Raw genomic sequence first — 20,584 nt, forward strand, 5'->3', positions numbered from 1 at the left:
GGTTGATGATGACTGATGGTTCCGGCCGAACGGCCTTCCCGCCGGTGCCGACTGGCCTTGGCTCGCTTTCCGCAACCGAGATCCTGGCCGGCTACCGGCGCAAGGCGTTCACTCCGCGCGATGTCGTCGACGACACCATTGCCGCACTGGAGGCGACGAACGAGGCCTGCAACGCGGTGGTGACGCCGATGTACGGGCAGGCGAGGGCGGAGGCCGACCGTCTCACCAGGGAGATGCGCGCCGGCGAGACCAAGGGAGCGCTCGCCGGTGTCCCCGTCACGATCAAGGACCTGGTCTTTGTCGCGGGCGTGCCGGCCTATGGCGGCTCACCGATGAACAAGGCGTTCGTGCCCGATGTCGACGCGGCGGTTGTCTCAGCGCTGAAGGAAGCGGGTGCGATCGTCACCTGCAAGACCACGACCTGCGAGTCCGGTTACAAGTTGACGGCGGACAGCCCGGTCACCGGCACCACGCGCAATCCCTGGAACCCGGGTCGCACCAGTGGCGGATCGAGCGGCGGCGCGGCGGCGGGCGTTGCCGCCGGCTGCGGTCCGATCGCGATCGGAACCGATGGGGTCGGCTCGATCCGCGTGCCCTCGTCCTTCTGCGGTGTGTTTGGCCTGAAGCCGACCTTTGGCCTGGTGCCCCGTTCGCCCGGCTTCTCGCCACCGTCCTGGGGCTCGCTCGCGCATACCGGGCCGATTACGCGCACGGTCGCGGATGCCGCGTTGACGCTGGAGATCATCGCTGCTTACGATCTGCGCGATCCCGCAAGCCTGCCGGTGGCGGCGCGTCGGTTCGATACGAAGGCCGCGCCGTTGAACGGCATTCGCATCGGCGCCAGCGTCGATCTCGGCTACGCCGCGGTCAGCCCCGATGTGCGCGCGGCGTTCGGGAAGGGGCTGGCCATTCTCGATGCCTGCGGCGCGCAGGTCACCATGGATGGTCCGGGCCTCGATCCCGGGATCCTGGAGCACACGCTGAAGCCGATCGCCTTTACCGAACAGGCGGGCGCGGTCTCGAGCAAGACCACGGCCGATCTCGCCAGCTCCGAAGCAGATTATCTTGACGTCATCAGTGCCGGCAGGCGCTACAGCGGCACGGACTATATCGAAGCAGGGTATCGCCGCGCCCAGGCTCGCAGCAGCTTCCTGAAGCTGTTCGAGCGAGTCGATGCGCTGGTGACGCCGACCGTCGCGGTGACCGCGTTCGAGGCCGGCCGCCTCGGCGTCGACACGATCGACGGCGGCAAGGTCGATCCGCATCTCGGCTGGTCGCCCTTCACCTGGCCGATCAATCTCGCCGGCCTCCCGGCCGCGACGCTGCCCTGCGGCTTCGATCGCGATGGGCTGCCGATCGGCTTGCAGATCGTCGCTCCCTGGCTCGACGAGCCCATGATCTTCCGCATCGCCGCTGCGTTCGAAGCGGCCCAGCCATGGGCGGCGTTCTGGCCACAGCTGACGTTGCGCGAACCGGACCGTGCCCGCGCGAAGGCGTGAGCCGAACCCGGCCTGGAACCGGCCGGCCGCGTCCTCCCGGTTGGCCTCTGCGCCCCAAAAAATTTTTCGAGGGGCCCTCTTGAAGTCGACTTGCGTTCTTCTAAGTCATTTTCGCCGCGAGAGCGGTGTGCCGGGTGCCCGCGAGGGGCCCGGAGCGGGCGCCGGGCCGGTGTCTTTGGACCCGTCTAAAACCCTGTCCTGCGCTCCTTCGTATCCATCTTGCTCTTTGGAGGACTTGGTTATGAGGACCACGTTTGACTTCGCGCCCCTGTGGCGCTCCACCGTCGGCTTCGATCATCTGGCCGGTCTCGTCGACAGCGCGCTGCGCCAGGCGAGCGAAGACAACTATCCCCCCTATAACATCGAACGCTCCGGCGAAGATCACTACCGGATCAGCCTCGCTGTGGCGGGCTTTGGCGTCAACGATATCACGGTGACGGCCGAACAGAATGCGCTGACCGTCGAGGGCAAGAAGCCCGAAGGCGCGACGGGCGAATATCTGTACCAGGGTATCGCCGCACGGCCGTTCCGGCGCGTGTTCAACCTGGCCGATTATGTCCAGGTGAAGCAGGCGTCCTTCCAGGACGGCCTCTTGATCATCGACCTCGTCCGTGAGGTTCCGGAAGCGATGAAGCCGCGCCGGATCCAGATCGCGGGCGCGGCCTCTCCTGCAACTCAGATCGAGCAGAAGAAAGCAGCCTAAGCGCTCGATCGAGGGGAATGGTGGAACGCGGCGCTCAGATATGCGCGCCGCGCTCCCACATGCATGAGAGAACGGCCATTCGATCATCAGCACATCCATCCCTTCGAAAGGAGCGTCAGGGGAGGCCCAACCGATGACAAACGTGAATACGAATTCCGGAAATCTCAACCCGCTGTTTCATCCCGCGGTTCACTACGGTTCGCCCGCGGATGTCCTGAATGCAAAGGAGCTCTCCACGCCGGAGAAGCGGATCATCCTGTCGTCATGGGCGTCCGACATGTACGCGGTCGAATGCTGTCCCGCTTTTCGTGAAATTCCCGGCATGAACCATACGATTCGGCTCGCCGATATTCTCGCGGCCCTGCGCCGGCTCGACGGCGACAATGACGACGACCCGCCGCGCGGCGGCGTCCCGATGCGCCTGCGGCGCCTTGGGCCGCCGCAGAACGGCGAGGCGCGTGATGCTCACGCAGGCCGTTCTTGCTCTGGTGCTGGTCGGCCAGGTCTCCGCGGCCTGGGCCATTCCATTTTTAGCCTTGCAAGGCTGGCTCGACGTGCCGCCAGACAAACGTGAAGCGGCTCTCTGATTTCAATCTCAGACGATGCGACAGGTCATGAAGACGATTGCAATGCGTTCGTTCTCGCTTGCGTTGCTGGTGCTGATACTGACGGCGTCACATCCCGCCGCAGGCCAGATCCCCGATCTGAAGCCGGGCGGCTCGGTGCCGACTTTGGCGCCTCTGGTTCGGCAGGTGACGCCGGCGGTGGTCAACATCTCGGTGCACGGCCGGGTACGCGAGGACAATCCGCTCTATCGTGACCCGCTGTTCCGCGAATTCTTCGACGTTCCGAGGCAGATCGAGAAGGAAGTCAGCGCGACCGGCTCCGGCGTGATCGTCGATGCCCGGAGCGGCTACGTGCTGACCAACAACCACGTGGTCGAAGGCACCTCCGCCCTCCAGATCACGACCAAGGACGGCCGGCAGTTTTCCGCAAAGGTCGTCGGCCGCGACTCGCCGACGGACGTCGCCGTGCTCCAGATCCAGAATCCGACCGGACTGAAGGCGCTTCCCCTCGGTGACAGCGACGCACTGGAAGTCGGGGACTTCGTGCTCGCGATCGGCAATCCCTTCGGCCTCGGCCAGACGGTGACGTCGGGCCTCGTCAGCGCCCTAGGCCGAACCGGCCTCGGCAAGCAGGGTTATGAAGACTTCATTCAGACCGACGCCGCTATCAATCCCGGCAATTCCGGCGGCGCGCTGGTCAGCCTGCAGGGCGAACTGGTCGGCATAAATTCGGCCATCATCTCGCCCGCTGGCGGCAATGTCGGTATTGGCTTTGCCATTCCCGTCAACATGGCGCGCAAGGTGATGGAGCAGATCATCGCCACCGGCAGGGTCGAGCGCGGTCGCATCGGCATTTCGCTGAAGGACCTCCACCCGTCCGTCAACAAGGGACGCACCGAAGGCGCGCTCATCGCCGAAGTTGCCGCGGATTCGCCGGCCGAGAAGGCTGGCCTGCACAAGGGCGACATTGTCACCACGGCGGAGGGCCGCCCGATCCGCACCGCCGCGCAGCTGCGCAATACCATTGGTCTTGCGCGGGTCGGCGACGAGGTGAAGCTCGCTCTGCTGCGCAACGGCACACCGCTCACGGTCCTCGTCCGAGTGGCTCCAGCAACCGAGCCGCGCAATGCCAATGCAGGAAGCAACCGCCTCGTTCGCTAGGCCAATCAAAGAAGATATTACCGCAGCAAGCCGGTCGTTCTTCGTCTGCGATCGTGGACCCGGGACGCAGTTTGGGGCGACCGCTGCGCGAACGCCGGGATGGCTTTATCCCAGCTCGATCGGCTCGCCGCGGCCGCTGAGCTCCTCGTCGAGGCGCAGATAGTGCGCGAGATAGTCGTGCAAGGCGGTCGCCGCCTTCGAGGTCGCGCCGCTCGACTTGTAAAGCAGCAGCTCGATCTTCGGCAGCGGCGGCAGGCCCTCGTTCGGGCCGATCTCGCGCATCGCCGGCACCAGGGCGCTGCGGCCGAGTACGGTCACGGCCATGCCGGCGAAGGCCGCCGCCTGGAGGCCGCCGACGCTTTCGCTGACGCAGGCGATGCGCCAGCGCAAATTCGCACGTTCCAGCGTGTCGATTGCGTAGTCGCGATAGATGTTGCCGGGCGGCAGCAACGCCAGCGGGATAGGCCGTTCCTGGTGCGCGGAGGACTGCTCGCCGGTCATCCAGACCAGTTGCTCGCGCCGTACCACCTGGCCGCCCGTAAAATCGTTCATGCGGGTGACGAGCGCGATGTCGACATCGCCGCGCTTGACGAGGCCCACCAGCGGCGTCGAGAGCGCGCAATTGAGCTCGACCTGGACGCGCGGGAATGATTTTCGGAACACGCTGAGGATCTGCGGCAGCATGAAGGCGGCATAGAGGTCGGGCGTGCCGAGCACGACCTGACCCTCGATCTCCTGTGACGCCAGCTGCGAAATCAATTCGTCATGCAACCTCAGGATGGATTTGGCGTAGGTGAGAACCGTGGTGCCGTCCTCGCTCAGCGTGAGCCGGCGCCCGACATGCTCGAACAATTGCTTGCCGGTGAGCTCCTCCAGCCGCTGCAATTGCAGAGTGATCGCCGGCTGAGTGCGGCCCAGCCGCCGCGCGGTCTCGGTGATGCTGCCGGTCTCGACCACGGAGATCAGCGACCGGAGCATGCGGATATCGAGGCTGATGAGGTTCATGCGGCGTCCATGTCGCCCAGAATTTATGCAAGTTCCATGCTAGGGCGAAAGGGAGCGGGTTCGGAAGGCTCGGCTGCAGCCGGCCTGTAGACGACCTGCCGGTCCAGCATTGCTGGCATACCGAATATTGATTATCAGGCGGCTCGGCGCGCATGATGCGCCCAACGAACATAAAAAGGGAGCACAAGCCATGAAAGAGACATCAGCAACGCGACGGGAGCTGCTCGCAATTGCCGCGGCAGCAAGTGCTGCCTCAATCGCGGAAGTTGCCCCGGCCGCGGCGCAGGCAGGGCCGAAGCCGATCTTTCCGGTGCCGATGGTCACCATCCCGATCGTCGGCGAAACCCAGGTGTTCCAGGTCCGCCGCATCTACTGCATCGGGCGCAACTATGCGGCGCACGCGATCGAGCGCGGCTCGGACCCGAACCGCGAGCCGCCGTTCTTCTTCCAGAAGCCGACCGACGCGATCCAGAACGTCGCTGTGGGCGAGGTCGCCGATCATCCCTATCCGTCGCTGACCAAGAACTATCACCACGAGGTCGAGCTGGTCGCCGCGTTGAAATCCGGCGGCAGCAACATCCCGGCCGAGAAGGCGCTCGACCATGTCTATGGTTATGCGCTCGGCCTCGACATGACCCGGCGCGATCTCCAGAACGGCATGGCCGCGGAGAAGAAGCCGTGGGAGATCGGCAAGAGCTTTGACCACGCCGCGGTGATCGGTCCGATCCACCCGGCCAGCAAGACCGGGCATTTCGACAAGGGCGCCATCTCGCTGGCGATCAACGGGACGGTGAAGCAGAGCTCGGATCTCAGCAAGATGATCTGGAGCGTGGCCGAGCAGATCGCAAAACTGTCGGAAGCGTTCGAGCTGAAGGCCGGCGACATCATCTATTCCGGCACGCCGGAGAATGTCGGCCCGGTCGTGAAGGGCGACGTGCTGTTGTGCAAGCTCGACGGCTTGCCGGATATGTCGATCAAGATCGTCTAACGCTCCCCTCTCCCCGCCTGCGGAAAGTGAGGGGCCGGACGTTTTCGCTTCGTCATGCCCGGGCTTGTCCCGGGCATCCACGTTTTGGGTGCCGGTTGCGTGGAAGCCCTGGATGGCCGGGACAAGCCCGGCCACGACGACGCTGAGAGTGGCTTCGATCCCATCTGTCGCAGCGCGGCGTCCTGATCTAACTCTGGCCGAGGATCTTCTTTGCGGCGCGAAGATGCGGCTTGTCGATCATCTGGCCGTCGAGGCGCAGCGTGCCGGAGTTCGGATTGCTCGCGAACGCCGCGATCACCTTCTCGGCCCAATTGCGCTCGGCTTCGGTCGGCTCGAACGCCGCGTTGACCACGTCGACGTGCTTGGGATGGATCAGCGCTTTCGCCGAAAAACCGTCACGCCGCGCCGCGCGCGTTTCCTGTTCGAGTCCGGTGAGATTGTCGATGTCGGTATAGACGGTGTCGATCGGCGCGACCTCGGCCGCGGCGGCCGCCATCAGGCAGAGATCGCGGGCCAGACGATAAGGGCTGTGGAACACGCCGCCCGCCGCTTTCTCAGTCGCGCCGAGCGAGGCCGAGAGATCTTCCGCGCCCCACATCAGGCCCGCGAGGCGAGGAGAGCAGCCCTTGTAGCTGCCGAGCCCGAAGATCGAAGCTGCGGTTTCGGTCGCGACGCAGACGATGCGTGTTGAGCCAATGGCGATACCAGCCGCAGCTTCCAAAGCTTCCAGCCAGGTCGCGACCTGTCGCACGTCGTCGCCGCCCTGCGATTTCGGCAGCACGATGCCGTCGGGCTGGCCCGGAATCACCGCGGCAAGGTCGGCGAGCGTCATGCCGGTGTCGAGCGCGTTGACGCGGACATAGAGCTGGTGGGGCTTGTTGCGGCCCTTCAGCATCGTCAGCGTCAACCCGCGCGCCTCCGGCTTCTTGTCGGTGACGACGGAATCTTCGAGATCGATGATCAGCGCGTCGGCGTTGCCTTGGCTGGCCTTCTCGAATTTGCGCGGGGAGTCGCCCGGCACGAACAGCATCGAACGCATCAGACCGGCCTCTTGTGCATCATCGCCATGCGGCGGCATTTGCCGACGATCTCGTCGTTCTGGTTGAGAGCGTGGTGCTCGAACTCGACGATGCCCGCCTTGGGGCGCGATTTGGATTCCCGCAACGAAAGCACCTTTGTCGTCGCCCGCAGCGTATCGCCATGGAAGACCGGTTTCGGAAAAGTGACGTCCGTCATGCCGAGATTGGCAACGGTGGTCCCCATGGTCGTATCATAGACCGTCATGCCGATCATGATGCCGAGGGTGTAAAGGCTGTTGAAAATGCGCTGGCCGAACTCGGTCTGGGCCGAAAAATGTGCGTCGATGTGCAGCGGCTGCGGATTGAGCGTCAGCAGGCTGAACAGGGTGTTGTCCATCTCCGTGACGGTCCGCGTCAGGGGATGCCTGAACTCCTGGCCCACCGAAAACTCCTCGAAATAAAGTCCGGCCATCGCGGTTTCCTCCCTGCGAAATAACGGCGCGCTCGCATCCTCGCGCCGCATGACCCTATGCATGCTACACACAGTTGATAGGGAAATTCACGTATCTGTACCCTGCTTTTCAAGTTAAAGAACGCAAGCGAAGGCACGTTCGGGCGCACCAATCCGCCACGGCCTTCGCGTGGGGAACGCGACGAGGGGGAGATTGCGCGTTCGCTTCTCCCAAGAAGGAGATCAAGAATATGGATTTCGCGCTCACCGCTCAGCAGGAAGCCATTCGCGACGCCGTCGCAAAGGTTTGCGAAGACTTTCCCGACGCCTATTGGCTGAAGAAGGACCACGACGGCGGCTTCCCGCACGACTTTCACAAGGCCATGGCGGAGGCCGGCTGGCTCGGCATCTGCGTGCCGGAGGAATATGGCGGCTCCGGCCTCGGCATCACCGAAGCCGCGATTATGATGCGCGCCATCGCGGAATCCGGCGCCGGCATGTCCGGCGCCTCCGCGGTGCACATCAACGTGTTCGGTCTCAATCCCGTGGTCGTGTTCGGCACCGAGGAACAGCGCAAGCGCATGCTGCCGCCGATGGTCGAGGGCCGCGAGAAGGCGTGCTTTGCCGTGACCGAGCCCAACACCGGCCTCAACACCACACAGCTCAAGACCCGAGCGGTGGCCAAGAACGACCGCTATATCGTCAACGGCCAGAAGGTGTGGATCTCCACCGCGCAGGTCGCGCACAAGATCCTGCTGCTGGCGCGCACCACGCCGCTGGAGGACGTGCGCTCGCCGACGCATGGGCTGAGCCTGTTCTATACGGACTTCGACCGCAACAGGATCAAGGTCCACGAGATCGAGAAGATGGGCCGCAAGGTCGTCGATTCCAACGAGCTGTTCTTCGAGGACTTTGAAATCCCGATGGAGGATCGCATCGGCGAAGAGGGCAAAGGCTTCCAGTACATCCTCGAAGGCATGAACCCCGAGCGCATTCTCATCGCCGCGGAAGCCGTCGGCCTCGGCAAGCTCGCGCTGTCGCGCGCGACCGAATACGCCAAGACCCGCGTGGTGTTCAACCGGCCGATCGGCAAGAACCAGGGCATTCAGCATCCGCTGGCTGTAAACTGGGTCGAGCTCGAGGCGGCCTGGTTGATGGTGATGTCGGCGGCCTGGCAATACGACAAGGGCATGCCTTGCGGTGGCGCCGCCAATGCCGCGAAATACATTGCGGGTGAGGCCGGATATCACGCCTGCGAGCAGGCGGTGATGACCCATGGCGGTTTTGGCTATGCCAAGGAGTTTCACGTCGAGCGTTACTTGCGTGAAGTTCTGATTCCGCGCATCGCGCCGGTCAGCCCGCAGCTTGCGCTGAGCTTCATCGCGGAAAAGGTGCTTGGACTGGCCAAGTCATACTAAGCTCGAACACGTACCATTGCCGGGCGCCGCGATATTCGCGCCCGATCACCGTGACGCGCTACGGCAGAGCTATTCGGCCGCGATCCGGTCCATCGCCATGGCCCGAAGCCGGGCGCGCTGGATCTTGACGCCGTTCGCGCTGTCGGTGACGGGGAAGGCCTCCACGACGTAGATCCGCGCCGGGACCTTGTAGCCGGCGAGCCGCTCGCGCAGGCGCGCGATCAGCGCGTCCTGCCGCGGCGGCTCGTGGTGGGTTTCCCGAGCGGGGATCACGAAGGCAACGCAGCGTGCGTTTCCCTTCAGATCGACCGCGACGACCTGGGCGTCGGCCACGCCAGCGCACGATTTGAGTTCGTCCTCGATCTCGCCGGGCGCAACCAGGAAGCCGCCGAGCCGCATGGCGTCGCCCGCGCGGGTTTCGTAGACGAAGGAGCCGTCGCCGCGCAGCTGGCCGATATCGCCGGTGCGGAAGAAGCCGTCCGCGGTGAAGGCGTCGCGCGTCGCGTCGGGATTGTTGTAGTAGCCGAGAAAGAGTGACGGCGCACGGATCTCGATCTCGCCGGAGACGCCGCGAGGGGCGAGTTCGCCGGTCTCGGTGTCGCGCACCCGGACCTTGGCCTCCGGCGACATCGGCCAGCCGCCGCCCTCGATGCGATCGGCGAAGCCATCACTCGAGCGTGCGATCGAGAACAGCGCCTGCACCTCGCTCGAACCATAGAGGCCGTGCAACGGCATGCCGCGCGCTTCGGCCTCCGCCGCAAGCTCGCGCCAGCCGGGCTGGAACGCGGCAAAGCCGCATGCCTCGACATGCGGAAATGGATGCGGCGCGTCGGTGAGGGCGAGGATGCGGCGGAACATCTCGTCGGAACCAAAGGCGTGCGTGATCCCGCACTTGCGGAGAATCTTCAGCGCCGGCGCGGCCTCGAAGGCGTCGAGCGCATGGACGGCCGCGCCCGCTGCGACGAAGCCGAGCAGGCTCGTCATGCCAAAAGTGCCGCAGAACGGCAGCATCGCCAGCAGCGCATGGCGCTGCGGCGAGAGTTTGAGCGCCTTGGCAACGGCGGCGGCGTGCGTGGCCAATGTTCGCTGTGAATGCGCGACAAGCTTCGGTCCCTTGGTGGTGCCCGACGTCGTGTAGAGCAGCAGAGGCAGATCGACGTCCTCCTCCTCCGGCGTAGCCGGCGGATAAGGCTTGTCGAAGGCGTCGAAGCGTACGCATGGCCATTGGGCGGGAATCTCATCCGCGCCGACCACCGCGAGTTCTCGCAGCGCGGGCACCTCGTCCTTGGCCACGTCGGCGAGAATAGCGGCAAAGTCGATCGAGCGGAACGCGGCTTCGATCACCATCACACGGGCGCCGGACAGCTTCAGGAGATGCGCGACCTCCGCGCTGCGGTAGCGTGTATTGACGGCGGCGACGATTGCCCCACGCCGGGCGGCGGCGAACAGCAGTGCGATCCATTCGATCCGGTTGACCAGCCAGACCGCAACGACGTCACCCTTGCCGATACCCTGCGCGGCAAGCCAGGCGGCGGTCTGCTGGATCTTTTCCGAGAACTCCGCGCGCGAGACCGGCGTGCCGTCGAACACGAAGGCGGGATCGGCGGCGGCCTCGGCCCGGATCAGCGATTGCAGCGAAAATTCGTTGGCGCTCATTTGCAACCGGACTAACCCGATCGCGCGAACCTGTCTACTTGGTGCCGAACATCCGGTCGCCGGCGTCGCCCAACCCCGGCACGATGTAGCCGTGGTCGTTGAGCCGCTCGTCGATCGCGGCGGTCCAGACCGGCACGTCCGGATGCTCGCTCTGGAACTGCGCGATACCTTCAGGCGCGGCCAGAAGGCAGACGAAGCGGATGTCGCGGGCGCCGCGCGCCTTCAGCAGCGAGGCGCCGGCGCAGGCCGAGTTGCCGGTCGCCAGCATCGGATCCATCAGGATCACGGTGCGGTCCGACAGGTCCTGCGGCGCCTTGAAATAATACTCCACGGCCTGCAACGTATCAGGATCGCGGTAGAGCCCGATATGAGCGATGCGCGCCGAGGGCATCAACGCCAGCATGCCGTCGAGGAAGCCGACGCCGGCGCGCAGGATCGGCGCCAGCGTGAGCTTCTTGCCGGCGATCTTGGGCGCCCGCATCGGCGCAATCGGCGTCTCGATCTCGACCAGCTCCAGCGGCAGGTCGCGCGTCACCTCGTAGCCGAGCAGCATCCCGATCTCGTTCAGGATTTCGCGAAAGCTCTTGGTCGAGCGGTCCTTCTCCCGCATCAGGGAGAGCTTGTGCTGGACCAGGGGATGGGCGACCACGTTGACCTTGCTGATGCTCATGAAACCGATCTACACGGTTCCGTGAAACTGCGCCAGATCGGCCGAGTGTTTTTGGTGCGGGAGACGTGCCTTCAGCCGGGCGTCGCGACCGCGCTGCGGAGCCGGTTGCTCGCCCCGTAGGCAGCCATGGTCAATTCGCGGTCGATGGGCGTGACGGTTTATGCTCCGAGCCCGCGCGCCACGAGTGTGATGACGAGTGTCAGGACCGCGCCCACTAGCCGAAATTTTCGCTGCCGACCGGCTCGTAGAGCGGGTCAGGCGCGGGACGAACAGTGGGAACGCTCGGACGCGAAACTTCCAGGGTCAATGCCTCGACCTCTATGAAAGCCGACAGCAGCGCGAGCGCGAGATCGGCGTGGCGCGCCTCGACCGCGGCGTCGAGCCAGTCCGGCAACTCGCGCTCGCGCGAGAGAGCGCAGTGCCATTCACCCTCGTCATAGGCGATGCGGCGGACTTGCCAGAGCGGCAGCTCCAGCTCCATCAGTGCCAGCGCGGCATCGGCCCAGGCTTCTGCTTCGATCAGGCGCGTGACGCGCGCAGTGGGCTCGATCTGTCCGAGCGAAGGGAAGTGCCGACACGCCTTGTCGATGATCTCGAGCATCAACGGTTGCGTCATCACCTGCGCATTGCGCAAGCGGTTGCCAAGTGACGGTGGATCGTAGTGTCGGAGAGCGGCGGTGGTCATGTCAGGCCTCCTGGAGGTGGCGTCGGTCAGTCGGCCGGGCTCTCCAAGATGGCCAAAACGGCATTTGAAAACGAGATGGGGGCGGGGCGGGAGATATAGGGATTTCATAAGTGCGGGATGGGGGCGGTCGCGCGCCATTCTCCGCCTTCGCCGGGACGACGATGTGATGTGCCTCGCGAGCGTTGTCCGACCAGGCCAGCCTCGGCCTTTTATGAGATTCCTATAACTTCGCCACGGCCCTCGTCTCGAAAACCTATGCCTGGGATGGCACTTCAGCACGGCAAAAGTCCCGGTGGGCCGGTGGAAATGCACTGGCATTTCCTTTCACGCGCCGACCGGGTCTCCCGAGAAACGGTTGCGTCCAAATCAATGGCGCAACGAGGAGTATCTCCATGATGGACATTCTGATGCTGGCGCTGGGCTTCGGCTTCTTCGCCCTTGCGATTGGCTACACCTACGCCTGCGAACGGCTTTGAAGGAGCGGCCATGATCTTCGATTATTCGCTCGCCGGCGCCGTTTCGCTCGGCCTCCTGTTCTACCTCACTTACGCGCTGCTGCGGCCCGAGCGGTTCTGACCGTGCTCACGAAGCCTGAAGGGTTGATATCATGACTATGATCGGTTGGCTCCAGATCATTCTCTTTTGCGTCATTACCGTCGCGCTCACAAAACCGCTCGGCTGGTACATGATGCGCGTGTTCAACGGCGAGCGGACCTTCCTGTCTCCGGTGCTGCGTCCGATCGAGGCCGGCATCTACCGGTTCTCCGGCGTCGACGAGAAGCGCGAGCAGCATTGGCTGACCTATACGGTCGCCATGCTGTTGTTCCATGTCGGCGGCTTCCTCATCATCTACGGCGTGATGCGGTTGCAGGCCGTCCTGCCGTTCAATCCGGCCGGCCAAAGCGCTGTCGCCGCGGATCTCTCCTTCAACACCGCGATCTCCTTCATCACCAACACCAACTGGCAGAATTACGGTGGAGAGAGCACGCTGTCCTATCTCGTGCAGATGCTCGGCTTGACGCACCAGAACTTCTTGTCGGCGGCAACCGGCATCGCGCTGGCGGTCGCCCTGATCCGCGGCTTCTCGCGCGCGTCGGCGCGCACCGTCGGAAATTTTTGGGTCGACGTCACCCGCTGCAGCCTCTATGTGCTGTTGCCAATCTGTATTGTCTATACGCTGTTCCTGGTCTGGCAGGGCATCCCGCAGACGCTCGGTGACTATGTCGAGGCCACCACGCTCGAGGGTGCCAAGCAAACCATCGCGGTCGGCCCGGTCGCCTCCCAGGTCGCGATCAAGATGCTCGGCACCAATGGCGGCGGCTTCTTCAACGCCAATGCGGCGCATCCGTTCGAAAATCCAACCGCGCTGTCGAACTTCGTGCAGTTGCTGTCGATCTTCGTTCTGGGTGCGGCGCTGACCAACGTGTTCGGCCGCATGGTCGGCAACCAGCGCCAGGGCTGGGCGATCCTGTCCGTGATGGGTGTGCTGTTCGTCGCCGGTGTCGCCATCACCTATTGGGCGGAGGCCAACGGTACTTCGACCCTGCACGCGCTCGGCCTGACCGGCGGCAACATGGAAGGCAAGGAGGTTCGCTTCGGCATCATCGCGTCCTCCCTGTTCGCCGTGATCACGACGGCCGCCTCCTGTGGCGCGGTCAACGCCATGCATGACAGCTTCACGGCGCTCGGCGGCATGATTCCCCTGATCAATATGCAGCTCGGCGAAATCATCGTCGGCGGCGTCGGCGCCGGCCTTTATGGCATGCTGCTGTTCGTCGTGCTCGCGATCTTCGTGGCAGGCCTGATGGTCGGCCGCACGCCGGAGTATGTCGGCAAGAAGATCGAGGCGCGCGAGGTGAAGATGGCGATGCTCGCGATCCTGGTGCTGCCGCTGATGTATCTGGGATGGACCGCGGTCGGCGTGGTCTATCCGGCGGCGGTCGCCTCGATGGCGAATGCCGGGCCGCATGGCTTCACCGAGGTGCTCTATGCCTTCACCTCGGCGACCGGCAACAACGGCTCGGCATTCGCGGGCCTCACCGGCAACACCTTCTTCTACAATCTCGCGCTCGCAAGCGCGATGTTCGTCGGCCGCTTCTTCATGATCATCCCGGCGATGGCGATCGCGGGTTCGCTGGCCGCCAAGAAATCGATCCCGCCGTCCGCGGGCACCCTCCCGACCACGGGCGGGCTGTTCGTCGGCCTCGTCGTCGGCGTGATCCTGATCATCGGCGGCCTCACCTTCTTCCCGGCCGTCGCCCTCGGCCCCATCGTCGAGCATCTCGCGATGAACGCCGGCCAAGTGTTCTGAACGACTAGTGTTCTGATCGACCGCCTTCTGATTGTTTGGAGTGACCTCCATGGATACCACGAAACTGCAAAAACGCGCGTCCGTCTCGGCGATGCTCGATCCCAAGATCGTCGTGCCTGCGATCCGCGCGTCCTTCATCAAGCTCGATCCGCGCTTGATGATCAAGAATCCGGTGATGTTTGTGGTCGAGATCGTGGCCGCGCTCACCACTGTGATCTTCCTGCGCGATCTCCTCACCGCCGGTGAGAATCTCGGCTTCACCTTCCAGATCATCGTCTGGCTCTGGTTCACGGTGCTGTTTGCCAACTTCGCCGAAGCGGTAGCAGAAGGCCGCGGCAAGGCGCAGGCGGAATCGCTGCGCAAGACCCGCACCGAGAGCCAGGCCAAGCTACTGACCGGCTCTGACCGCACCTTCAAGTTGGTGCCCGGCACCAGCCTCAAGGTCGGCGACATCGTGCTGGTCGAGGCCGGCGATACCATTCCCTCCGATGGCGAGGTGATCGAGGGCGTCGCGTCCGTCAACGAGGCCGCCATCACCGGCGAGTCCGCACCCGTGATCCGCGAATCCGGTGGCGACCGTTCGGCGGTGACCGGCGGCACCCAGGTGCTGTCCGACTGGTTTCGCGTGCGGATCACGGCAGCGCAGGGCTCGACCTTCATCGACCGTATGATCAAGCTGGTCGAGGGCGCCGAGCGGGCGAAGACTCCGAACGAGATCGCGCTCAACATCCTGCTGGCGGGCCTCACCATCATCTTCGTGTTCGCCACCGTCACCATCCCGAGCTACGCGGCCTATGCCGGCGGCTCGATCTCGGTGGTTGTGCTGGTTGCGCTGTTCGTGACGCTGATCCCGACCACGATCGGCGCACTGCTGTCGGCGATCGGCATCGCCGGCATGGACCGTCTGGTCCGCTTCAACGTGCTGGCGATGTCCGGCCGTGCGGTCGAGGCCGCCGGAGACGTCGACACGTTGCTGCTCGACAAGACCGGAACGATCACGCTCGGCAACCGCCAGGCGACCTCCTTTCGCCCGGTGCGCGGGGTCACCGAGCAGGAGCTCGCGGACGCGGCCCAGCTCGCCTCGCTCGCCGACGAGACCCCGGAGGGCCGTTCGATCGTGGTGCTGGCCAAGGAAAAATACAGTATCCGTGGCCGCGACATGGCCGAGTTGGGAGCCACCTTCATCCCGTTCACGGCGCTGACCCGCATGAGCGGCGTCGATGCCGGCGGCTCGTCGGTGCGCAAGGGCGCGGTCGATGCGATCCTCAACTATGTCGGTGGCGGTGCGCCGCTGGTGGTCGCCTCCGGCAACACGGCTCGTTCCATCCAGCCCGCCGGGCTCTCGGACATCGGCCGCGAGATCCAGACCATTGCCGACGAGATATCGAAGGCCGGCGGCACGCCGCTGGCGGTCGCCAAGGACGGCAAGCTGCTCGGCGTCATCCAGCTCAAGGACATCGTCAAGGGCGGCATCCGCGAGCGCTTTGCCGAGCTGCGACGCATGGGCATCCGCACCGTCATGATTACCGGCGACAATCCCATGACGGCCGCCGCGATTGCAGCGGAGGCCGGCGTCGACGACTTCCTGGCGCAGGCAACTCCCGAGGACAAGCTCAAGCTGATCCGCGACGAGCAGGCCAAGGGTAAGTTGGTGGCGATGTGCGGCGACGGCACCAACGATGCGCCGGCGCTCGCGCAGGCAGATGTCGGTGTCGCCATGAACACGGGCACCCAGGCGGCTCGCGAGGCCGGCAACATGGTCGACCTCGACTCCAATCCGACCAAGCTGATCGAGGTGGTCGAGATCGGCAAGCAGCTCCTGATGACGCGCGGCGCGCTGACTACATTCTCGATCGCCAACGACGCCGCGAAATATTTCGCGATAATCCCGGCGATGTTCCTGGCGTTCTACCCCCAGCTCAATGTGCTCAACATCATGAATCTGTCGAGCCCGCAGAGCGCCATCCTGTCGGCGATCATCTTCAACGCGCTTGTTATCATCGCGCTGATCCCGCTGGCGCTGAAGGGCGTCGCCTATCGCGCGGTCGGGGCCGGCGCACTGCTCCGGCGCAACCTGCTGATCTACGGCCTCGGCGGAATCGTCATTCCCTTCATCGGCATCAAGGCGATCGACCTCGTGGTGACCGCTTTGCATTTGGCCTAACCCCGTCATTGCGAGCGAAGCGAAGCAATCCAGAATTCTTGCCGCGGCTGAGAGACTGGATTGCTTCGTCGCTTCGCCCCTCGCAATGACGAAAGAAATAGGAGAAACACATGCTCAGAGAAATCCGCCCCGCCATCGTCCTGCTGCTGGTGCTCACCGCCATCACTGGCTTAGCCTATCCGCTCGCGATGACCGCTATTGCCGGCGCGATCTTCCCCGCGCAGGCGCAGGGCAGCCTGATCGAGCGCGACGGCAAGGTGGTCGGCTCCGCCCTGATCGGGCAGGAGTTCAAGGACGACAAATATTTCCACGGCCGTCCCTCGGCGACGGTGGCGCCGAATCCGAACGATTCGACCAAGACGGTACCGGCGCCCTACAACGCCGCGAATTCGGGTGGCTCAAATCTCGGCCCGACCAGCAAGGCGCTGGCCGACCGGCTGCAGGAAGACGTGGACAAGCTCAGGGGCGAGAATCCGAATGCCGCCGTGCCGGTCGACCTCGTGACGACCTCAGCCAGTGGCCTCGATCCGGATATCTCGCCGGAAGCGGCGCAATTCCAGGTGCCGCGCGTCGCGAAGGCGCGAAACGTGCCGGAGGATCAGGTCAAGCAACTGGTGGCTTCCAACACCCAGGGCCGCCTGCTCGGCCTGATCGGCGAGCCCCGGGTCAACGTGCTGACTCTGAATCTCGCGCTCGATCGTGCCACGAAGTAGTCTAGGCTAGGTCCGCGCGGATGATTATATTGATCTGATGGTCCGAGAGCGCCGCGATCCCGAACAACGTCCTTCGCCCGAGGCGCTGCTGGAGGCCGCGCGCCGGGAGGAGGGCGTGAGCGGCAAGCTGAAAATCTTCGTCGGCGCCGCTCCCGGCGTCGGCAAGACCTACGAGATGCTGCAAAGCGCCCACGCCAAGCGCAAGGCCGGCATCGACCTCGTGGTCGGCTTCGTCGAGACCCATGGCCGGGCCGAGACAGAGGCGCTGGTGCGTGGGCTGGAAGTGATCCCGCGCAAGAAGCTCGACTACCGCGGCCAGATTGTCGAAGAAATGGATCTCGACGCCGTGATCGCGCGCCGCCCGAAAATCGCGCTGGTCGACGAGCTCGCCCACACCAATGCTCCCCTTTGTCGCCATCCAAAACGCCATCTCGATGTCGAGGAGCTGCTGTCCCACGGCATCGACGTCTACACCGCCGTCAATATCCAGCACATCGAGAGCCTGAACGACGTTGTCGCGCAGATCACCCATGTGCGGGTGCGCGAGACCGTGCCGGATTCGGTGTTCGACCGCGCAGACGCCATCGAGCTGATCGACCTCACGCCCGACGACCTGATCCAGCGCCTGAAGGAAGGCAAGGTCTATGTCCCCAGGCAGGCCGAGCGGGCGCTGGAGCATTATTTCTCGCCGGGCAACCTGACCGCGCTGCGTGAACTCGCGCTGCGGCGCACGGCCGAACGGGTCGACGAGCAGCTACTCAGCCACATGCAGGCGAACGCGATCGCCGGTCCCTGGGCCGCAGGCGAGCGCATCCTCGTCTGCATCAGCGAAGATCCGCGCGCGGCCAGCCTCGTGCGTTACACCAAGCGGCTGGCCGACCGGCTGCACGCGCCGTTTATCGCGGTGTCGATCGAGACGCGGCGGTCCCTGCAAATGTCCGATGAGGAGCGCGACCGGCTCGCCGATACGCTGCGGCTCGCGGAATCGCTCGGCGGCGAGGCACTGACGATTCCGGGCGTCGGCCGCCGCCTCGCCGACGACGTGGTCAACTTCGCGCAGGGCAACAACGTCACCCAGATCGTGATCGGAAAGTCCACGCGCTCGCTCTGGTTCGAGATGACGCGCGGCTCCGTCGTGCACGATCTGGTGCGCCGCGCCGGTAACATCAGCGTGCATGTCATCCCTGGCGACGAATTCACGAACGAGCCGCCGCCGAAGACGGCGGTACAGACCGCAACGCGATCGGACCCGTTCGATGGGCGGCCCTATCTGAAGGCGGTCGGGATCACCGCGCTTGGCCTCGCTGCCGCCGTGGCGATCAAGCCGTATTTCGGCATTGAGAACGTCGACCTGATGTTTCTGACCGCCGTGGTGACGGTTGCCGTGCGCTACGGATTGTGGCCGTCGTTGCTTGCGAGTGTCGCGGCGTCCCTCGCCTACAATTTCTTCTTCCTGCCGCCGGTCTATACCTTCACCATTACCGATCCGACCAATGTCGCGGCGTTCTTTTTCTTCATGCTGATTGCGTTCGTGGTGTCGAATGTGGCGGGGCGGGTCCGCACCCAGGCTGATGCTGCGATCGGCCGCATCCGGACCACCGAGCAGCTCTATGCTTTCAGCCGCAAGCTCGCCGGCACCGGCACGCTCGACGACGTGCTGTGGGCGACCGCCTACCAGATCGCGCTGATGCTGAAAGTCCGCGTGGTGCTGCTGTTGCCGGACGAAGGGCTGCTCACGGTGAAGTCGGGCTATCCGCCCGAGGACGATCTCGATCAGGCCGACCTTGCGGCCGCCAACTGGGCCTGGAGCAATGACCGGCCTGCAGGCCGCGGCTCGGACACGCTGCCTGGTGCAAAACGGCTATTCCTGCCGATGCGCACCGGGCGCGGCCCGATCGGGGTCATCGGAATCGACAACGACCGCACCGGTCCCTTGCTGACGCCGGACCAGCGCCGGCTGCTCGACGCGCTGGTCGACCAGGGCGCGCTGGCGATCGAACGCGTGCTGCTGGTCGAGGACGTCGATCGCGTCAAGCGCTCCGTCGAATCCGAGCGGCTGCGTTCCGCATTGTTGACCTCGATTTCACACGACCTGAAGACGCCGCTCGCATCCGTGCTGGGTGCGGCCTCGACCATGCGCGATCTCGCCAGCGCGCTCTCCGACACCGAGAATCGCGACCTGCTCGCGACGGTCATCGACGAATCCGAACGGCTCAACCGCTTCATCGCCAATCTGCTCGACATGACCAAGCTCGAATCCGGCGCCATCGTGCCCAACGCTGCGTTGCACGATCTCGGAGAGATCGTCGGCAGCGCGCTCCGGCGGGCAGCCAAGATCCTCACCGCCCACAAGGTGGAGCTGGAGTTGGCCGCAGACCTTCCTATGCTCCAGCTCGATGCGGTGCTGTTCGAGCAGGTGCTGTTCAACCTGCTCGACAACGCCGCCAAATATTCGCAGCCCCACGCGACGGTCTCGATCCGCAGCCGGCGCGACAGCGATCATGTGGTGCTCCAGATTGCCGACGAGGGCGACGGCATTCCGTCTGAGGAGCTCGAGAGGGTGTTCGACAAGTTTTATCGCGTGCAGAAGGGCGACCATGTCCGTCCCGGCACCGGGCTCGGGCTCGCCATCTCCCGCGGCTTCGTCGAGGCGATGCGTGGCACGATCTCGGCGGCGAATCGCAGCGACCGGAGCGGCGCGGTTCTGACCATCCGTCTGCCCATTCCCGCCCGGACCCGTGCATTGGATACCGCCGCATGAGCGCCGCCCCGATCAAAGTGCTGGTCATCGACGACGAGCCGCCGATCCGCAAATTGCTGCGGATGGGGCTCTCGACGCAAGGCTATGAGATCCTGGAGGCGTCGAACGGCAAGACCGCGCTGGAGAAGCTCAGCGAGGATCCCGCGCTGATCATCCTCGATCTCGGCCTGCCCGACATCCAGGGCCATGAGCTGTTGCGTACCATCCGCGCCCGCAACGAAGCTGTGCCGATCGTGGTGCTGTCGAGCCGTGGCGATGAGGCCGGCAAGGTGCAGGCGCTGGATCTGGGTGCCGACGATTACCTGACGAAGCCGTTCGGCATGGACGAGCTGCTGGCGCGCCTGCGCGCCGCGCTGCGCCACCAGCTTCAGATCCAGGGCGAACGGCCGGTGTTTCGTGCCGGCGATCTCTCGGTCGATCTGGTGCGCCGGGTCGTCAGGGTCGGCGAGCGCGACGTCAAACTGTCGCCGAAGGAATATGACCTCCTGCGTGTGCTGGTGCAGCACGCCGGCAAGGTGCTCACCCACCGCTTCCTGCTGAGGGAGTTATGGGACGAGCTGACCGACGCGCAATATCTCCGCGTCTATGTCCGCCAGCTCCGGCAAAAGATCGAAGCGGATCCGGAACGGCCGCAACATGTGCTGACGGAGACGGGGATCGGCTATCGGCTGAAGGCGGGGGATTGACGCTGCATCCCTCATCCTGAGGAGCGCGGAACGCGCGTCTCGAAGGATGAAGGTCCCGACTGTTGCAGCGAGGCCTGCATGGTTCGAGACGGCGCTTCGCGCCTCCTCACCATGAGGGAAGAGAGTGA

At 64.7% G+C, this 20,584-nt stretch carries 18 protein-coding genes; 12 read left to right on the top strand and 6 right to left on the bottom strand.

Annotated features, from left to right (window positions below; genetic code table 11):
• The first annotated feature begins 8 nt into the window (after positions 1-8).
• The 4 genes from BcanWU425_RS09890 to BcanWU425_RS09905 all read left to right on the top strand — a co-directional run bounded on the left by BcanWU425_RS09890 (position 9) and on the right by BcanWU425_RS09905 (position 3,929).
• Positions 9-1,499: an amidase gene (locus BcanWU425_RS09890; protein ID WP_204512137.1), complete on the top strand. Its 1,491-nt coding sequence runs from the start codon at positions 9-11 to the stop codon at positions 1,497-1,499.
• A gap of 241 nt (positions 1,500-1,740) precedes the next feature.
• A complete protein-coding gene (locus BcanWU425_RS09895; RefSeq protein ID WP_018454031.1) occupies positions 1,741-2,202 on the top strand; it encodes an Hsp20 family protein in 462 nt (153 codons plus the stop codon).
• A gap of 133 nt (positions 2,203-2,335) precedes the next feature.
• The gene (locus tag BcanWU425_RS09900) at positions 2,336-2,776 is read left to right on the top strand and encodes a hypothetical protein (protein WP_231190404.1); all 441 of its coding nucleotides are present in this window, start codon (positions 2,336-2,338) and stop codon (positions 2,774-2,776) included.
• Between the two features lie 40 nt (positions 2,777-2,816).
• The gene (locus tag BcanWU425_RS09905) at positions 2,817-3,929 is read left to right on the top strand and encodes a trypsin-like peptidase domain-containing protein (RefSeq protein ID WP_018454034.1); all 1,113 of its coding nucleotides are present in this window, start codon (positions 2,817-2,819) and stop codon (positions 3,927-3,929) included.
• A gap of 105 nt (positions 3,930-4,034) precedes the next feature.
• Here the strand turns inward: BcanWU425_RS09905 and BcanWU425_RS09910 are convergent, their stop codons facing one another.
• Positions 4,035-4,934: a LysR substrate-binding domain-containing protein gene (locus BcanWU425_RS09910; protein WP_018454035.1), complete on the bottom strand. Its 900-nt coding sequence runs from the start codon at positions 4,932-4,934 to the stop codon at positions 4,035-4,037.
• Positions 4,935-5,124: 190 nt separating this feature from the next.
• Between BcanWU425_RS09910 and BcanWU425_RS09915 the strand changes: the two genes are divergently transcribed.
• Positions 5,125-5,922, top strand: coding sequence for a fumarylacetoacetate hydrolase family protein (locus BcanWU425_RS09915; protein WP_085361511.1), 798 nt, complete (start codon positions 5,125-5,127; stop codon positions 5,920-5,922).
• Positions 5,923-6,109: 187 nt separating this feature from the next.
• On the opposite strand, the gene BcanWU425_RS09920 is transcribed toward BcanWU425_RS09915, so the two are convergent.
• The gene (locus BcanWU425_RS09920; RefSeq protein ID WP_204512136.1) at positions 6,110-6,961 is read right to left on the bottom strand and encodes an HpcH/HpaI aldolase/citrate lyase family protein; all 852 of its coding nucleotides are present in this window, start codon (positions 6,959-6,961) and stop codon (positions 6,110-6,112) included.
• Complete coding sequence (locus tag BcanWU425_RS09925) at positions 6,961-7,413, bottom strand: MaoC family dehydratase (protein WP_026232656.1); 453 nt, start codon at positions 7,411-7,413, stop codon at positions 6,961-6,963. The genes BcanWU425_RS09920 and BcanWU425_RS09925 overlap by 1 nt, the downstream gene beginning before the upstream one ends.
• Before the next feature lie 230 nt (positions 7,414-7,643).
• Between BcanWU425_RS09925 and BcanWU425_RS09930 the strand changes: the two genes are divergently transcribed.
• Entirely contained in the window at positions 7,644-8,810 is a 1,167-nt protein-coding gene (locus BcanWU425_RS09930) for an acyl-CoA dehydrogenase family protein (RefSeq protein WP_204512135.1), read from the top strand.
• A 69-nt stretch (positions 8,811-8,879) separates the two neighbouring features.
• Here BcanWU425_RS09930 and BcanWU425_RS09935 read toward each other — a convergent pair whose 3' ends face one another.
• The 3 genes from BcanWU425_RS09935 to BcanWU425_RS09945 all read right to left on the bottom strand — a co-directional run bounded on the left by BcanWU425_RS09935 (position 8,880) and on the right by BcanWU425_RS09945 (position 11,821).
• A complete protein-coding gene (locus tag BcanWU425_RS09935) occupies positions 8,880-10,466 on the bottom strand; it encodes an AMP-binding protein (protein ID WP_085395705.1) in 1,587 nt (528 codons plus the stop codon).
• 34 nt (positions 10,467-10,500) lie between these two features.
• The gene (gene upp / locus BcanWU425_RS09940) at positions 10,501-11,136 is read right to left on the bottom strand and encodes a uracil phosphoribosyltransferase (RefSeq protein ID WP_085395704.1); all 636 of its coding nucleotides are present in this window, start codon (positions 11,134-11,136) and stop codon (positions 10,501-10,503) included.
• 214 nt (positions 11,137-11,350) lie between these two features.
• Positions 11,351-11,821, bottom strand: a complete 471-nt coding sequence (locus BcanWU425_RS09945) for a hypothetical protein (protein ID WP_204512134.1) — start codon at positions 11,819-11,821, stop codon at positions 11,351-11,353.
• Positions 11,822-12,307: 486 nt separating this feature from the next.
• On the opposite strand from BcanWU425_RS09945, the gene BcanWU425_RS09950 reads away from it, so the two are divergent.
• The 6 genes from BcanWU425_RS09950 to BcanWU425_RS09975 all read left to right on the top strand — a co-directional run bounded on the left by BcanWU425_RS09950 (position 12,308) and on the right by BcanWU425_RS09975 (position 20,456).
• Positions 12,308-12,397, top strand: a complete 90-nt coding sequence (locus BcanWU425_RS09950) for a K(+)-transporting ATPase subunit F (RefSeq protein WP_018454042.1) — start codon at positions 12,308-12,310, stop codon at positions 12,395-12,397.
• Between the two features lie 31 nt (positions 12,398-12,428).
• Positions 12,429-14,132, top strand: a complete 1,704-nt coding sequence (kdpA, locus tag BcanWU425_RS09955) for a potassium-transporting ATPase subunit KdpA (protein WP_085395702.1) — start codon at positions 12,429-12,431, stop codon at positions 14,130-14,132.
• 49 nt (positions 14,133-14,181) lie between these two features.
• Complete coding sequence (gene kdpB / locus BcanWU425_RS09960; RefSeq protein WP_085395701.1) at positions 14,182-16,296, top strand: potassium-transporting ATPase subunit KdpB; 2,115 nt, start codon at positions 14,182-14,184, stop codon at positions 16,294-16,296.
• Between the two features lie 110 nt (positions 16,297-16,406).
• Positions 16,407-17,009: a K(+)-transporting ATPase subunit C gene (locus BcanWU425_RS09965; RefSeq protein ID WP_018454045.1), complete on the top strand. Its 603-nt coding sequence runs from the start codon at positions 16,407-16,409 to the stop codon at positions 17,007-17,009.
• A gap of 37 nt (positions 17,010-17,046) precedes the next feature.
• Complete coding sequence (locus BcanWU425_RS09970) at positions 17,047-19,770, top strand: sensor histidine kinase (RefSeq protein ID WP_085361509.1); 2,724 nt, start codon at positions 17,047-17,049, stop codon at positions 19,768-19,770.
• On the top strand, positions 19,767-20,456 hold the full coding sequence (locus tag BcanWU425_RS09975) for a response regulator transcription factor (RefSeq protein WP_018454047.1): 690 nt from the start codon (positions 19,767-19,769) through the stop codon (positions 20,454-20,456). The genes BcanWU425_RS09970 and BcanWU425_RS09975 overlap by 4 nt, the downstream gene beginning before the upstream one ends.
• The last annotated feature ends 128 nt before the right edge of the window (positions 20,457-20,584 follow it).

It is taken from the genome of Bradyrhizobium sp. WU425 (assembly GCF_021052305.1).
Lineage (GTDB): Bacteria > Pseudomonadota > Alphaproteobacteria > Rhizobiales > Xanthobacteraceae > Bradyrhizobium > Bradyrhizobium canariense_D.